Source organism: Streptomyces sp. NPDC056480, assembly GCF_042795405.1.
Taxonomy (GTDB): Bacteria; Actinomycetota; Actinomycetes; order Streptomycetales; family Streptomycetaceae; genus Streptomyces.
In genome coordinates this window covers 269,818-284,072 of record NZ_JBHTSA010000001.1, presented here as the reverse complement: position 1 = coordinate 284,072, position 14,255 = coordinate 269,818, and the positions used below count along the sequence as shown (strand labels likewise).

Below are 14,255 nucleotides of genomic sequence, written 5' to 3'. Positions count from 1 at the left end.
CCGATCGCTAACTTCCCCTCAACCTCGTCCGTAACGGGAAGGACTTCTGTGAACGCTACCCAGCGCCGGGCCGCGGCCATTCTGGCCGCCGCCGCCCTCGCCACCCCGCTGGTCCTCGCCTCCCCCGCCACCGCGGTGAAGGACCCCACGGCCGCACCCGCCCGCGATGCCGCCAGGCTGGCGAAGAAGCTGGTCCGCGAAACCACTGGCCAGGACGCCTACAAGCACCTGCAGAAGTTCCAGGCGATAGCCGACTCGGCCGGCGGTCACCGCGCGGCCGGCACCCTCGGGCACGACGCCTCGGCCGCGTACGTGTACCAGCAGCTCAAGAAGGCCGGCTACGACGTCTCGTACGAGCAGTTCGACTTCATCTACACCCAGACGCTCGCCGAGAAGGTCTCCGTCGAGTCGCCCGCGCCGCGCGCCCTCGACATCCGCGCCATGACGTACACCAAGTCCACCCCGGTCGGCGGCATCAAGGCCGATCTGGTCGCCGTACCCGTGGACGCCGACGGCACCACCGGCTGCGAGCCGGGCGACTACGCCTCCGGCACCTTCACCGGCAAGGTCGCGCTCATCAAGCGCGGTGGCTGCTCCTTCGCCATCAAGCAGGAGCAGGCCGCCGCGGCCGGCGCCGCCGGCGCGATCATCTACAACAACGCCGAGGGCATCCTCTCCGGCACCCTCGGCGAGCCGGCCGCGGGCAAGATCCCGACCGGCGGCATCAGCCTGGCCGAGGGCGAGAAGCTCGCCGCCGACCTCGCCAAGGGCGCCGTCAAGCTCTCCTTCGAGATCCGCCAGCTCCAGGAGAAGCGCATCACCAACAACGTCATCGCGGAGACCAAGGGCGGCAACGCCGCCAACACCGTGATGCTCGGCTCGCACCTCGACTCCGTCACCGCGGGCCCCGGCATCAACGACAACGGCTCCGGCTCCGCCGGCCTCCTCCAGACCGCCCTGGAGCTCGCCAAGTCGAAGGACAAGGTCCGCAACAAGGTCCGCTTCGCCTGGTGGTCCGCGGAGGAGAACGGCCTCCTCGGCTCCGACCACTACGTCAAGAACCTGACCGCGCTCGACAAGAGCGAGATCAAGCTCTACCTCAACTTCGACATGATCGCCTCGCCGAACTACGGCCTGTTCGTCTACGACGGCGACAACTCGGACAACGTCGGCGAGGGCGCCGGCCCCGCGGGCTCCGCCCAGCTCGAGCGCGACATCACCGACTTCATGAGTTCGCGCGGCCTCCCGCACGAGGGCACCGACTTCTCCGGCCGCTCCGACTACGGCCCGTTCATCAAGGTCGGCATCCCCTCCGGCGGCACCTTCACCGGCGCCGAGGGCATCAAGACCGCAGCCCAGGCAGCCAAGTTCGGCGGCACGGCGGGCGTCGCCTACGACGTGAACTACCACGCCAAGGGCGACGACCTGAAGAACGTCAACATGAAGGCCTTCGACGCCAACATCAAGGTCATCGCCAACGCCGTGGGCACCTACGCCCACGACATCTCCTCGCTCCGCAAGCCGGTCGTCTCCACCCCGACCACGGGCGGCGAGAGCAGCGGCGGCGGCCTGCACAGCGACCACCACGAGGTCACCGAGTGATCCGGTAGCTCCCGCTACCTCCTACGGCGGGCGGTGCCGAAGATCGAGCGGCTGATCTCCCGGCCCAGCTGGGTGCCGATCGACCGCGCGAGGGACGTGAAGATCCCACTGCCCACCACCTGCTCGGTGAGGGAGGGCTCCGGCTTCGGAGCCCTCCCTCCCTCCTGCTTCCGCGCCTTCTCCGCCTCCTCGGCGGCCGCCGCCTCGAGCGCCGCCGCCTCCGCGGCCTGCTGCTCGGCCGTCAGCCTCTCGTACGCCGACTCGCGGTCCACCGCCTCCGCGTACCGCCCGTAGAGCAGCGAGCCCTTCACCGCCGCGTCCAGGGCGGACGCGTCGATCGGGCCCATCAGCGACTCCGGTGCCCGCAGCCGGGTCGCCGCGACCGGGGTCGGGGCGCCCCTCTCGCTCAGTACGGTGATCACCGCCTCGCCCGTACCGAGGCCCGTGAGGACCTCCTCCAGGTCGTACGGCGAGTTCGGGAACGTCCGTACCGTCGCCTTCAGGGCCTTCGCGTCGTCCGGGGTGAAGGCGCGCAGCGCGTGCTGCACCCGGTTGCCGAGCTGCGCGAGCACGTCCGAGGGCACGTCCTTCGGCGTCTGCGTCACGAAGAACACGCCGATGCCCTTCGAGCGGATCAGGCGCACGGTCTGGGTGATCGACTCCAGGAACGCCTTCGACGCGCCGTTGAACAGCAGATGAGCCTCGTCGAAGAAGAAGACCAGCTTCGGCTTCTCCAGATCGCCGACCTCCGGCAGGTCGTTGAAGAGATCCGCCAGCATCCACATCAGGAAGGTCGAGAAGAGCTGCGGCTTGTCCTGCACCGACGGCAGCTCCAGGACCGACACGATCCCGCGCCCGTCCGCCGCCGTCCGCAGGAACTCGCTCGTGTCGAACTCCGGCTCCCCGAAGAAACCGCCCGCACCCTGCTGCTCGAAGGCCGTGATCGACCGCAGGATCACCCCGGCCGTCACCGTCGACAGCCCGCCGATCCCCTTGAGCTCGGCCTTCCCCGTGTCCGAGACCAGGAACGCCACCACCGCCCGGAGATCCTTGAGGTCCACCAGCTCCAGACCCTTGGAGTCGGCGTAGTGGAAGATCAGGCCGAGGGACTGCTCCTGCGTCTGGTTGAGCTGGAGCACCTTCGACAGCAGCACGGGACCGAAGCCGGTCACCGTGGCGCGCACCGGGATGCCGGGGCCGGTCCCGCCGAGCCCGTAGAACTCGCAGGGGAAGCCCGTCGCCCGCCACTCCTGACCGACCTGGGCGGCCCGCTCCCGGACCTTCTCGCCGTCCACGCCGGGGGCGGAGACACCGGAGACGTCGCCCTTGATGTCGGCGAGGAAGACCGGCACTCCGTTCGCCGAGAGCTGCTCGGCGATCAGCTGGAGCGTCTTCGTCTTGCCGGTGCCGGTCGCGCCGGCGACCAGTCCGTGCCGGTTGAGCACGGGCAGCGGGATGCGGATCGGCGCGTCCGGGTGACATGCGCCGTCCCAGAGCAGTGCCCCCAGATCGAGTGCCGCGCCCTCGAAGGCGTACCCGGCGGCGATCTCGGCGGCAGGGCCGCCCAGCGCGGCCGGTGGCTGCTCGCTCACGCTCATCACGACACCCCAATTCCGGTTTGTCACGGTTCGCACCAGCATCCCACTGCCCGTGCATGGCTGCGCCGGGAGCCGCTCGCCCGGTAGGCTTTCCGTGTGATCTTCAAGCGCATCGGAAACGGAAAGCCGTATCCCGACCACGGCCGGGAAAGCACCCGGCAGTGGGCGGACGTCGCCCCGCGCCCGGTCCGCCTCGATCAGCTGGTCACCACCAAGGGCCAGCTGGACCTGGAGACGCTGCTCGCCGAGGACTCCACGTTCTACGGCGACCTCTTCGCGCACGTCGTGAAGTGGCAGGGCGATCTCTACCTCGAGGACGGACTGCACCGCGCCGTCCGCGCGGCGCTCCAGCAGCGCCAGGTGCTGCACGCCCGCGTCCTGGAAATGGACTGAGCGGCGCCGACCGGCCCCGCACGCGCTGACCCTTTCGGGGTCAGTTCGCCCCCATCCGGACGCGATCACATGATCATCAAGTAGGCATCGCCGACGGGCGGCATTACGCTGCGTTCATGAGCATGCTCACTCCCCCCGGAATGGGCGGAAAGTACCGCATCACGGGGGACGTCTACCCGCGCATGCGCCGCCCCCACCGCCGGCGCAGGATCATCCTCGCGTCCGCCGCCGCCGTGGTCGTGCTCGGCGCGGCCGGCTGGGGCACGCTCCAGCTCGTCGACGTCTTCTCCGGCGACGAGGGCACCAAGGCGACCGCCGGGAAACAGGCCGACTGCAAACCCGTCGCCCGCGCGACGACCGCACCCGCGGCCGCCCTCCCCAAGCCCGCCCAGATCACGGTCAACGTCTACAACGCGACCCCGCGCAGCGGGCTCGCCAAGACGACCGCGGACGAACTCAAGAAGCGCGGCTTCAAGATCGGCAAGGTGGGCAACGCACCCGCCGCCTACGACAAGAAGGTCCCCGGCGCCGGTCTGCTCCTCGGCGCCACCACCGCCACCAAGGGCGTCTTCCCGGTCCTCGGCACCCAGCTCGCGGGCGCCACGACGAAGACGGACACCCGGGGCACGGCGGACGTGGACCTGATCATCGGGACCGCCTTCAAGAACCTGGCCCCGAAGACGACGGCGGACGCGGCCCTGGTCGCCCTGACCAAGCCCGCGCCCGTACCGACAGGAAAGTGCTGACGTAGCTGCTGGGGGCCTTTCGGCGGGGCCGAGAGCCGGCGGCGACTATTCGGCGGAGCCGTACATGCGGTCGCCCGCGTCGCCCAGGCCCGGAACGATGTAGCCGTTCTCGTTGAGACGCTCGTCGACCGAGGCCGTCACGACGGTGACGGGGGTGCCCGCCAGCTCGCGCTCCATGATCTCGACGCCCTCCGGGGCGGCGAGGAGCACGACCGCGGTCACGTCGTCGGCGCCGCGCTTGATGAGTTCCCGGATGGCCGCGACGAGCGTGCCGCCGGTCGCCAGCATCGGGTCGAGGACGTACACCTGGCGGCCCGAGAGGTCCTCCGGCATCCGCGTGGCGTAGGTCGACGCCTCCAGCGTCTCCTCGTTGCGGATCATGCCCAGGAAGCCGACCTCGGCGGTCGGGAGCAGCCGGACCATGCCGTCGAGCATGCCCAGCCCGGCGCGCAGGATCGGGACCACCAGCGGACGCGGGTACGACAGCTTCACGCCGGTCGTGGGCGTGACGGGGGTCTCGATGTCCACCTGCTCGGTCCGGACGTCCCTGGTGGCCTCGTAGGCGAGCAGGGTGACCAGCTCGTCGGCGAGCCGACGGAAGGTCGCGGAATCCGTGCGCTTGTCGCGCAGCGTGGTGAGCTTGTGGGCGACCAGCGGGTGATCGACGACGTGGAGACGCATGACTCAACAGTAGCCCGCCCCGCACTGGCATCGACCCACGCCACTGGGGGAAGGTGGGTGGCACGGGGACCCAGCGATGGGGTGGAGTGGCCGATGCCCGACCTGGAAGAACCGGCCGACGGCGCCGCCGAGGGGGCGGCCCGGACACCGGCACCGGAGACCGACGCGGAGCGCCGCAGGCGCCGCGCCCAGTTCCTGCGTGAACTCGGCGAGGCGAAGGCGCTGCGCGAGCGCGTCCAGCCGCGACGCGCGCGGGCGGCCCGGATGCGCCAGGCCATGCGCATGCGCACGTTCCGCTGGTGAGGAGCCCGCCGGAGGCCGGCTCGAAGCCCGCCCGAAGCACCTCGGGATCCCGTCAGGAGCCCGTCAGGAGTCCATCAGGGGCCCGCGGAGTCCTCCCGGGCCCCCGGGCGGACTTCCGCCCGGTCCGCCCCCGGACGCGCCCCCGTCCCGTCCTTCTGTGCGCCCCCTGCGTGCGCCGGGGTCGCACGCCCGCCCGATAGCGGGGTCGTTCAGACTGATGCACGACGCAAGAGCCGAAGACCTCTCCTGTGGGCGCCGTATCTGTCACGATGCCGATTGGGCGGGGCATCAGGTGAGCGCCGCCGGATCGTCACACCTCTGATCAGTGGGAGAGAGTCAGGTGTACTTCGCCGCACTGCTCGCGCGCACCGAAGACGGGTGGGAAGCGAGCGACACGGAGCTCGACGACGTGGAGACCCTGTCGGATCTGACCGAGCTCGCCCGCGAGGCCTCGGACGACGACACGGTGATCGTCTTCATCGAGCAGGAGGACGCGTGGTTCGGGATCGTACGGATCGAGGGTGAGGAAGACCCTCGCATCTACGTCTCGGACGGCGCCGCCGCCGCCCGTTCCTCGTACGGGGAGATCCTCACCCGGGAGATCCTCGGCGACGACCTGGACGACATCGTCGACGAGCTCGAATCGCTGGACCTGGACGGCACGGAGGACGGGGAGCCGCTCGACGGCGACACGGACGACGACGAGGAGACGAGCGTCGCGGCCGAGGCCGTGCCGGCCGCTCCGGTCGGGGACCGGCTGATCCTGGCGGACCTCGGCATGTCCCCGGCGGATCTGCTGGCGCTCGACAGCGACGCGCTCGCGGAGATCGCGGACGCGCTGGGGGCCGCCGAGGTCCTGGAGGCCGTCCGCTAGTGGCACGCGCCGTACCTGTCGTACCCGAGCCCGACCCCGTTCGGGACCCGTGGGCGGACGCCATGCGGCTCGCCCTCGCCGAGGCCGACGCGGCCGTGCCGGCCGGTGACGTACCGGTCGGCGCGGTCGTGCTCGGCCCCGGCGGCGCCGTGCTCGCCCGCGGGCACAACGAGCGGGAGGCGACCGGTGACCCCACCGCGCACGCCGAGGTGCTCGCCCTGCGCCGGGCGGCCGCGGCGACCGGGGAATGGCGCCTGACGGGCTGCACGCTGGTCGTGACCCTGGAGCCGTGTGTGATGTGCGCGGGGGCACTCGTCCAGTCGCGGGTCGAGCGGGTGGTGTTCGGCGCGCCCGACGAGAAGGCGGGCGCGGCGGGTTCGCTCTGGGACCTCGTACGGGACCGTCGGCTCAACCACCGGCCCGAGGTGATCCAGGGCGTGCTCGGCGTGGAGTGCGCGGAGCAGCTCACGGCCTTCTTCCGCACCCGCTGACCTGCCACGGGATACGGATTTCATCGCAGCGCGAGTTTCGGCTAAGCTCTCTCTCGGTAGCGTGTCCGAGCGGCCGAAGGAGCTCGCCTCGAAAGCGAGTGTGGGGAAACTCACCGAGGGTTCAAATCCCTCCGCTACCGCCGGTAAGAACCCCCTCCGATCCGTGGAAACGGATCGGAGGGGGTTCTTCTTTTGCCGCCGGCCCCCTGACGCGTCCTTCGACCCCAGCCGGGCCAGGGTCACGAGCACGGCCGGGGCGACCATCACCAAGCAGTGGACCGCCAGGACGGCCGCCCGGGACGGCCACGGCAGCGCCGAGTCGTCCAAGATTCCGATGGCCGCCAAGTAGGGGAACATCGTCGCCGCTTCGAGGACGACGGCCAGGGCGGAGACGGTGATCAGGCCCTTCGCCGTCGAGGACCGGCCCACCGCCTGTTCCCGCCGGCGGGCGAGCCGGCCGGAGCCGGGCCTCTCCCGGCGCAGCAGTCCGTACCAGGCGGCGAGGAGCAGCAGGGCGCCGCCCGCCAGCCCCGCCGCCGTGTCGCCGGCCGGTGATTCCAGCGCGCTCCTCAGGTCCGCGCGGACCGCCGCCAAAGTGCTCAGGAGCACCAGGCCGAGCACGAGATGGCCGAGTGAGACGAGGGCGAGGTAGCCGAAGACCCGGTCGTACCGCAGCCCCGACGGGAGGAGCAGGAACCAGACGGGGATCGCGATCGTGGACACGCCGAGGGTGTCGAGCAGGGCCAGGGGAAGGACCTGGCCCAGGACGTCACCCACCGGCCGGGCTCAGAGGCCGGGGTGGCCGCGGTGCTTCCGCGCCTCCCGCTCCACCTCCTGGTCGGACTCCCGCACCATCTCCCGGTCGTGGTCGCGGTCCCGGTCCCGGTCACGGTCACGGTCGTGGTCGTGGTCCCTGCCGTGGTCCCGGTCACGGTCGTGGTCCCTGCCGCGGCTCCCGCCCCGGTCCGCGTCCCGGTCCTCGTCCCGGTCCTCGTCCCGGTCCTCGTCCCGGTCGCGGTTCCGCGAACCGAACCCGAGGTCGTCGCGCAGCTCCTCGACCAGACCCTTCGGCTTGCGGCGGCGCGTGCTCTCCAGGAGTTCGATCCCGCCGATGACGACCAGGACGATTCCCAACGGACGCCCCTTGAACCAGCCGAATTCGAGATCCGGGAAGAACAGGGCCAGCACTCCGCCCGCGACGATTGCCGCGAGGCCGAAAATTCGCTTCATACCTGTGATCCCCCTGGGGTATGTCTGCGCTCGGGTAAAGAAACCGCCAACTTGGCTCCACCGTACGTCATATGAGGTGCTCGACACCCGGACCGATGGCCGAATTGCAGAGGGCAGGCCGAAAACCGACTTCCTGGGCAGACCGATTCCCGGAGACCCGGCGAACACCGGGCAGGATCGTCACCTCGATGCCGCCGGAGCCCGTGACCGCCACGGCCGACAGGCGCCCTGCGGCTGGGGCTGGGGCTACGGCTACGGCCACGGCCACGGCCACGGGACGAACTCGGTGCGCAGGCGGGCGTGCTCAACGGAACCGGACGATGCGGGACGTCGTCCATGGCGGAATACCTCGATGGGCCGGGGAGGAATTCCCCCGATCCCGCGCAGTCGCCGCACGAGGTTCCGGCCGCGGCCGCCCTCGTGTCCGTCGGTGGAATTCCGCGAAGCGCTGTGCGGCGGTCCGAATCCGATCAGGGAAATGCCGCTCCGTCGACGGTCCGCGGCGCATTCCCCTCCGCGTCCCCTCCGCATTCCCCTCCGCATTCCCGCAACACCAGGGAATCGCCCTCTTCGATGAGGGCCTCGGGGCCGGACCGGGAAGGTCCGGCCCGGAGCTAGGACGGGGGGAGCGGCATCGGGGGGACAAGCCGCTCCCCCCGATGAGAACCGGTCCTACCGGCCCGCGCCGCAGTCAGGGGGAAGCTCGCGGCGCGGACCCCGCAGTGCGGGCCGGTTCCAGGAGCCCTTCCGATTCCTGCCAGATCCTCCGGGCTCGACATCCATCCTGCTCCGCCGTCACCCTTCCGGGGGACGGCGAAAGGCCTGGATCGCCGGGCCCTTGGTCCATAAAGCCTCGGTTAGAGTGGCGCGGTCGTACGGCGGGGGAACAGGGGAGGGCTGGCAATGGCGCAGGCGAAGAAGGTCGCGCTCTACGCGGTCTCGGTCTTTGTGCTGTACACGATCATCACGTCCCCGGCCCGGGCCGCCGATCTCGTGCAGGTAGGGTTCGAGGGCATTTCCAGCGCCGCCCAGGGTGTCGGCGAGTTCATGACCGAACTCATCAACTAGGAGCCCTTCGTGATCCGCCATCTGGTCCTCTTCAAGCTCAACGACGGTGTCGCACGCGACGAGCCGCGTGTCGTCGCCGGTGTCGAGGCGTTCCGCGCACTCGGCGACCAGATCCCGGAGCTGCGCTTCTGGGAGTGCGACTGGAACATCACGGACCGGCCGATCGCGTACGACTTCGCCATCAACTCGGCCGTCGAGGACACCGACGCGCTCCAGCGCTACCTGGACCACCCCGCGCACCAGGCGGGTGTCGCCCAGTGGCGCGAGTTCGCCACCTGGGTGATCGCGGACTACGCGTTCTAGTCCGAGGTCGACACCAGGCCCCCCGCCGTGGAGGTGGGGGGCTTTTCCGTGCCTGATTCCACGCGTGACCTCCCCTTTTTCCGTCAGTATGCCCTCAACACGTCAGTATGCGGTGCTTGCACACAGTGGACATGTCTTGTGATGCTATGACCGCTTTTGACGGATGAGTTGACCGTAGTTGACCCAGTCGACCAGCAAGACCAGCCAAAGGGGTGGCGTGAACGTGCCGGCCAGTACAGCGCCTCAGGTCCCGCCCCAGCACGAGGCAGGCGGCGCGGAGACCCCCCGCCCCCGGCCCCAGAGCACCCGTGGCGCCGACACCCGCGCCCTCACCCAGGTGCTCTTCGGGCAGCTCAAGAACCTGGAGCCGGGCACTCCGGAGCACCACCGGGTGCGCGGGGCCCTCATCGAGGCCAACCTGCCGCTCGTGCGGTACGCGGCGGCCCGCTTCCGCTCCCGCAACGAACCGATGGAGGACGTCGTCCAGGTCGGCACCATCGGCCTCATCAACGCCATCGACCGCTTCGACCCCGACCGCGGCGTCCAGTTCCCGACGTTCGCCATGCCGACCGTCGTCGGCGAGATCAAGCGGTACTTCCGCGACAACGTGCGCACCGTGCACGTGCCCCGCCGCCTGCACGAGCTCTGGGTCCAGGTGAACGGCGCCACCGAGGACCTCACGACCGCCCACGGCCGCTCCCCCACGACCGCCGAGATCGCCGAGCGGCTGCGGATCGGCGAGGACGAGGTGCTCGCCTGCATCGAGGCCGGACGCTCGTACCACGCGACCTCCCTGGAGGCCGCGCAGGAGGGCGACGGGCTGCCCGGACTGCTCGACCGGCTCGGCTACGAGGACCCCGCCCTGGCCGGCGTCGAGCACCGCGACCTCGTCCGGCACCTGCTCGTCCAACTGCCCGAGCGGGAGCAGCGGATCCTGATGCTGCGCTACTACAGCAATCTGACGCAGTCCCAGATCAGCCAGGAACTCGGCGTCTCCCAGATGCATGTGTCAAGGCTCCTCGCCCGCAGCTTCGCGCGTTTGAGATCCGCAAACAGAATCGAGGCGTAGCTGAATCGGGTAGACCGGTTCGGAGCAGTTCTGCGGCGCCCCAAATGCCGTACACCCCTTGTTTCCTGCGGATATACACCCTCGGCTTGTCGACAAGTCACTACAGCGTGTTGCCGACATGTGACATTCTGCTGGAACCGAGTTTGCCGCAGCCCCGCCGCCGGTATTCAGGTGGTGGCTGCGTTCCTCAGATGGTCGCGGCCACCGCGACCGTCCGCGACCTCAAGGGGGTGGCATGTCCACAGAACTGGGCAGCTCGAAGGTGCTCACGCTCACGCCCGTTCCCGTGCCCACGCAGACGACGGCGCCGACCGCGACCGACAGCGCCGAGGCCACGCCTCCGCCGATGGCCGTCACGTCGGGAGCCCTCGACACCCGCACCCTCTCGCGCTCCCTCTTCCTGAGGCTGCGCGCCCTCGACACCGAGGGCGCCGCCGCGGACAGCCCGGAGCGGACCTACGTCCGCGACACCCTCATCGAGCTCAACCTCCCCCTCGTGCGGTACGCGGCGGCCCGCTTCCGCTCCCGCAACGAACCGATGGAGGACATCGTCCAGGTCGGCACCATCGGCCTGATCAAGGCGATCGACCGCTTCGACTGCGAACGGGGCGTGGAGTTCCCGACGTTCGCGATGCCGACGGTCGTCGGTGAGATCAAGCGCTTCTTCCGCGACACGTCCTGGTCGGTCCGCGTCCCGCGCCGGCTCCAGGAGCTGCGCCTCGCTCTCACCAAGGCCAGCGACGAGCTCGCGCAGAAGCTCGACCGCTCCCCCACCGTGCCCGAACTCGCCGCCGTGCTCGGGGTGTCGGAGGAGGACGTCGTCGACGGCCTCGCCGTGGGCAACGCGTACACCGCCTCGTCGCTCGACTCCCCCTCGCCCGAGGACGACGGCGGCGAGGGCTCCCTCGCCGACCGCCTCGGCTACGAGGACACGGCGCTCGAAGGCGTCGAGTACCGCGAGTCGCTCAAGCCGCTGCTCGCCAAACTCCCGCCCCGGGAGCGGCAGATCATCATGCTGCGCTTCTTCGCCAACATGACCCAGTCGCAGATCGGCGAGGAGGTGGGCATCTCCCAGATGCACGTCTCCCGGCTGCTCACCCGCACCCTCGCCCAGCTGCGCGACGGCCTCATCGCCGACTGAGTTCCGCGAAGGGCTCCCTTGTTGACGGATCGTCAGACAGACTGGCGGTCATGAGGCGAAGGAAGCCCGGACTCGTAGCGGTGGCGCTCTGCCTCGGCGGGGCGCTGACCGCCTGTGGCGGCGGAGGAGACGGCGAGGGGTACGCGGCGGTGGGCGCCGGCCCCTCCCCGGGAGCGGCGGGCACCCCCTCGGGCTCGGTCACCCTGGTGCCGTTGGACGGCCCCACGACGAGCGACACGTCCAGCACGTCGTCCCCGTCACCGGAACCGGGCACGGACCCGGACGGGTCGGCCACGCCACCGCCGGCGGACGGCACCACGACACCCCCGGGCTCACCCGGGTCCTCCGACGCCGGATCGAGTACGGGGTCGGGCACGGGATCGGGATCGGGTACGGGGTCGGGCACGACCGCACCGGGCGGCTCGGGCACGGACTCGGGATCCGGCTCCGGATCGGGCTCCGGCTCCGGCTCCGGCGGTACCTCCTCGCCTCCCGGCGCCGGCACACCTCCCCGCACGCCTTCCGCACCGCCCTCGAAGCCCGCGCCCGGCTCCACCTCCCCCGCGCCCCCCGCGACCACGGCACCCACGCCGACGCCCGCCCCCGGGCCCGCCGTGGTCACCGTCTCCGCGCCCGTCCTCGCCGACGGCGACCGGCGCTGGTGCGAGAAGGTGACGGTCACCTTCCGGAACAGCGGGGGAACGGCGGCCCGCTCGGGCACGGTCTCCTTCGCCACCCATGTCATCGGGGCCCTCGGCGTCGACTGGGCGACGCTCACGTCCACCCAGCCGCTGCCCGCGCCGATCGCCGCAGGAGCGGCGCGGACGGAGACGTACACGGTGTGCGTGGACTCCTGGCGGGTGCCGCTCGGGATGCGGATCGACACCCGGAAGGTCTCCGCTACCTGGCGGTGACGGGGAAGTTCACCTCGGTCAGGCCCTCCGAGAGCTCCCACAGCGCGCGACCCGTCCCGGGGTCGGACGCCGCTGCCGAGAGACGTACCCGCGTGGGTGCGCCGCGCAGCTCGCCCACGCCGTCGGGTCCGATGAACTCGCCGCCCTCCAGGTCCGGTTCGGTCGCCGCGTACAGCTGCGGGAGCGCGCCCCGCTCGGGGCGCTGGGCGAGCAGCGGGTTGCCGATGCGACCGAAGACCAGCTTCACCAGGCCTGAGGTGTCCCGGGTCTGGAGCCGGGTCGCCGTGTAGCCGGGGTGGGCGAGGACGCTCAGGACCGGGCTGCCGGACGCGCTCAGGCGGCGGTGCAGCTCCTGCCCGAAGACGGCGTTGGCGAACTTGGACTGGTTGTAGAAGGCCATGGGCGCGTAGCCGCGCTCGCCGGTGAGGTCGTCGAGGTGGAGGCGGCCCTGACGGTGGTTGATCGAGCTGACCGTGACCACCCGGGGGTCCCGGCCGGCGGCGAGCAGGTCGAGCAGCAGCCCGGTGAGCGCGAAGTGGCCGAGGTGGTTGGCGGCGAACTGGACCTCGTGGCCCTGGGGGCTCAGCGTGCGGGGCGGCGCCATCACTCCCGCGTTGTTGACGAGGACGTCCAGCCGGGGATGCTCCTCGCGCAGCCGGCCGGCGAAGGCGCGTACCGAGTGGAGGTCCGCGAGGTCGAGCGGGCGTACGGCGAGCAGGCCGGGCGCGATCCCGGCCGCGACGAGCTCGTCGACGGCACGGCGTCCCTTCTCCTCGTCCCGTGCGGCGAGGATCACGCGGCCGCCCCGGCGGGCGAGCTCACGGGTGGTGGCGAGGCCGAGTCCGCTGTTGGCCCCGGTGACGACGAAGAGCCGCCCGGTCTGGTCCGGTATCCGGTCGGCGGTCCAGCGCTGCTTCTTGGTCATACGGCACACGCTGCCGCCTGTGTCACCGAGTGTCAAGCATGCACTTGGGTGCCATGGAAGTGTCCTGGTGTCGTCGAGGGCACCGCGTTACGATTCCGACCGTGAGCACCCGCCCCGACGTCACCCCCGGTCCCGGCCGAGCCGCCGGCCCCGCATCCGTCAGCCTGGCCCAGCGCAAGCGTCAGCTCGTCGCGACCGAACTCACCGAGGCGGCCCTCCAGCTGCTCGCCCTCAAGGGCTTCGACGCCGTCACCGTCGACGAGATCGCGACCACCGCCGGGGTCTCCAAGCGGACCTTCTTCCGGTACTTCGCGTCCAAGGAGGACGTGGTCGTCCAGTTCCTGGCCGACATGGGCGCCGACATGCGCGCGGACCTCGCCGCCCGGCCCGCCGGGGAGCGCCCCTCCGAGGCGCTTCTGCACGCCGTCTCCGTACCCCTGACGATCTGCGACGCCCACGCCGACCGCGCCCTGCCGGTGGTCCGGCTGATCCTGCGCACCCCGGCCCTGCTCGCCCGCTTCCTGGAGCACCAGGCGCGGTGGCGGGAGGACCTGACGGAGGAGCTGGCGGCCCGCCTGGGCCGCGACCCCCGGGCCGACCTCTACCCGCGGCTGGCCGCGGGCATGGCGCTCACCGCCTTCGACGCCGTACTGCACCGATGGAGCGAGGGCGAGGGCGTCCGGAGCGAGGGCGAGGGCGAGGACGTCCGGAGCGAGGGCGGGGACGAGGACGTCCGGACCGAGGGCGGGGGCGCCGGCCGCGCCGCGGACCCGGGCACCCTGATCGGAGAGGCCTTCGCGGTACTCGCGCCCGCCCTGGACTCCGTCACGCCCTGAGCACGCGAACCGGGCTCCCGGAAAGCGCCCGCCGAGCACGCGTAAAGAAAGGTGGGCCGGGTCCGCGTGACGCGGATCCGG

Annotated in this window: 16 protein-coding genes, 1 tRNA gene and 1 pseudogene; 13 read left to right on the top strand and 5 right to left on the bottom strand. The window is 71.1% G+C overall.

The window, feature by feature from the left end; genetic code table 11:
• Window positions 1-48 precede the first annotated feature (48 nt).
• Entirely contained in the window at window positions 49-1,602 is a 1,554-nt protein-coding gene (locus ACFQ79_RS01360) for a M28 family metallopeptidase (RefSeq protein WP_383578674.1), read from the top strand.
• A 14-nt stretch (window positions 1,603-1,616) separates the two neighbouring features.
• Here the strand turns inward: ACFQ79_RS01360 and ACFQ79_RS01355 are convergent, their stop codons facing one another.
• Window positions 1,617-3,200: a helicase HerA-like domain-containing protein gene (locus ACFQ79_RS01355; protein ID WP_383578671.1), complete on the bottom strand. Its 1,584-nt coding sequence runs from the start codon at window positions 3,198-3,200 to the stop codon at window positions 1,617-1,619.
• Between the two features lie 96 nt (window positions 3,201-3,296).
• Here ACFQ79_RS01355 and ACFQ79_RS01350 point away from each other — a divergent pair, with 96 nt between their 5' ends.
• Both ACFQ79_RS01350 and ACFQ79_RS01345 read left to right on the top strand, forming a co-directional pair.
• A complete protein-coding gene (locus tag ACFQ79_RS01350; RefSeq protein ID WP_015034993.1) occupies window positions 3,297-3,593 on the top strand; it encodes a type II toxin-antitoxin system VapB family antitoxin in 297 nt (98 codons plus the stop codon).
• Between the two features lie 116 nt (window positions 3,594-3,709).
• Window positions 3,710-4,339 (top strand): LytR C-terminal domain-containing protein, encoded by a 630-nt coding sequence (locus ACFQ79_RS01345; protein ID WP_383578668.1) that lies wholly within the window; start codon window positions 3,710-3,712, stop codon window positions 4,337-4,339.
• Window positions 4,340-4,384: 45 nt separating this feature from the next.
• Here the strand turns inward: ACFQ79_RS01345 and upp are convergent, their stop codons facing one another.
• Window positions 4,385-5,020 carry a uracil phosphoribosyltransferase gene (upp, locus tag ACFQ79_RS01340; protein ID WP_024756127.1) on the bottom strand — a complete coding sequence of 212 codons (636 nt, stop codon included), beginning with the start codon at window positions 5,018-5,020 and terminating at the stop codon, window positions 4,385-4,387.
• Window positions 5,021-5,113: 93 nt separating this feature from the next.
• Between upp and ACFQ79_RS01335 the strand changes: the two genes are divergently transcribed.
• The 4 genes from ACFQ79_RS01335 (at window position 5,114) to ACFQ79_RS01320 (ending at window position 6,828) form a co-directional block, all read left to right on the top strand.
• The gene (locus ACFQ79_RS01335; RefSeq protein WP_266967309.1) at window positions 5,114-5,323 is read left to right on the top strand and encodes a hypothetical protein; all 210 of its coding nucleotides are present in this window, start codon (window positions 5,114-5,116) and stop codon (window positions 5,321-5,323) included.
• 340 nt (window positions 5,324-5,663) lie between these two features.
• Window positions 5,664-6,197, top strand: a complete 534-nt coding sequence (locus tag ACFQ79_RS01330) for a hypothetical protein (RefSeq protein ID WP_319315034.1) — start codon at window positions 5,664-5,666, stop codon at window positions 6,195-6,197.
• A 62-nt stretch (window positions 6,198-6,259) separates the two neighbouring features.
• Window positions 6,260-6,688 carry a tRNA adenosine(34) deaminase TadA gene (gene tadA / locus ACFQ79_RS01325; RefSeq protein ID WP_383578754.1) on the top strand — a complete coding sequence of 143 codons (429 nt, stop codon included), beginning with the start codon at window positions 6,260-6,262 and terminating at the stop codon, window positions 6,686-6,688.
• A 55-nt stretch (window positions 6,689-6,743) separates the two neighbouring features.
• Window positions 6,744-6,828 (top strand) — tRNA-Ser (locus tag ACFQ79_RS01320).
• A gap of 85 nt (window positions 6,829-6,913) precedes the next feature.
• Here the strand turns inward: ACFQ79_RS01320 and ACFQ79_RS01315 are convergent.
• Together ACFQ79_RS01315 and ACFQ79_RS01310 are read right to left on the bottom strand one after the other, a co-directional pair.
• Window positions 6,914-7,465 (bottom strand): annotated as a pseudogene (locus ACFQ79_RS01315) (GAP family protein); the annotation flags it as partial.
• A gap of 9 nt (window positions 7,466-7,474) precedes the next feature.
• On the bottom strand, window positions 7,475-7,918 hold the full coding sequence (locus tag ACFQ79_RS01310; protein ID WP_383578666.1) for a hypothetical protein: 444 nt from the start codon (window positions 7,916-7,918) through the stop codon (window positions 7,475-7,477).
• A 903-nt stretch (window positions 7,919-8,821) separates the two neighbouring features.
• Between ACFQ79_RS01310 and ACFQ79_RS01305 the strand changes: the two genes are divergently transcribed.
• From ACFQ79_RS01305 to ACFQ79_RS01285, 5 genes are all read left to right on the top strand, one after another.
• Window positions 8,822-8,986 (top strand): hypothetical protein, encoded by a 165-nt coding sequence (locus ACFQ79_RS01305; protein ID WP_167346861.1) that lies wholly within the window; start codon window positions 8,822-8,824, stop codon window positions 8,984-8,986.
• Between the two features lie 9 nt (window positions 8,987-8,995).
• On the top strand, window positions 8,996-9,289 hold the full coding sequence (locus ACFQ79_RS01300) for a Dabb family protein (RefSeq protein ID WP_055599441.1): 294 nt from the start codon (window positions 8,996-8,998) through the stop codon (window positions 9,287-9,289).
• 223 nt (window positions 9,290-9,512) lie between these two features.
• Window positions 9,513-10,358 carry an RNA polymerase sigma factor SigF gene (locus tag ACFQ79_RS01295; RefSeq protein ID WP_030318136.1) on the top strand — a complete coding sequence of 282 codons (846 nt, stop codon included), beginning with the start codon at window positions 9,513-9,515 and terminating at the stop codon, window positions 10,356-10,358.
• Between the two features lie 235 nt (window positions 10,359-10,593).
• Complete coding sequence (locus ACFQ79_RS01290; protein ID WP_356549621.1) at window positions 10,594-11,499, top strand: RNA polymerase sigma factor SigF; 906 nt, start codon at window positions 10,594-10,596, stop codon at window positions 11,497-11,499.
• A 50-nt stretch (window positions 11,500-11,549) separates the two neighbouring features.
• A complete protein-coding gene (locus tag ACFQ79_RS01285) occupies window positions 11,550-12,413 on the top strand; it encodes a hypothetical protein (protein ID WP_383578663.1) in 864 nt (287 codons plus the stop codon).
• Here ACFQ79_RS01285 and ACFQ79_RS01280 read toward each other — a convergent pair.
• Window positions 12,400-13,338 carry an oxidoreductase gene (locus ACFQ79_RS01280; RefSeq protein WP_383578661.1) on the bottom strand — a complete coding sequence of 313 codons (939 nt, stop codon included), beginning with the start codon at window positions 13,336-13,338 and terminating at the stop codon, window positions 12,400-12,402. The two genes, ACFQ79_RS01285 and ACFQ79_RS01280, sit on opposite strands and share 14 nt — an antisense overlap.
• 101 nt (window positions 13,339-13,439) lie before the next feature.
• On the opposite strand from ACFQ79_RS01280, the gene ACFQ79_RS01275 reads away from it, so the two are divergent.
• Window positions 13,440-14,174, top strand: coding sequence for a TetR family transcriptional regulator (locus ACFQ79_RS01275; protein WP_383578658.1), 735 nt, complete (start codon window positions 13,440-13,442; stop codon window positions 14,172-14,174).
• Window positions 14,175-14,255: the final 81 nt, after the last annotated feature.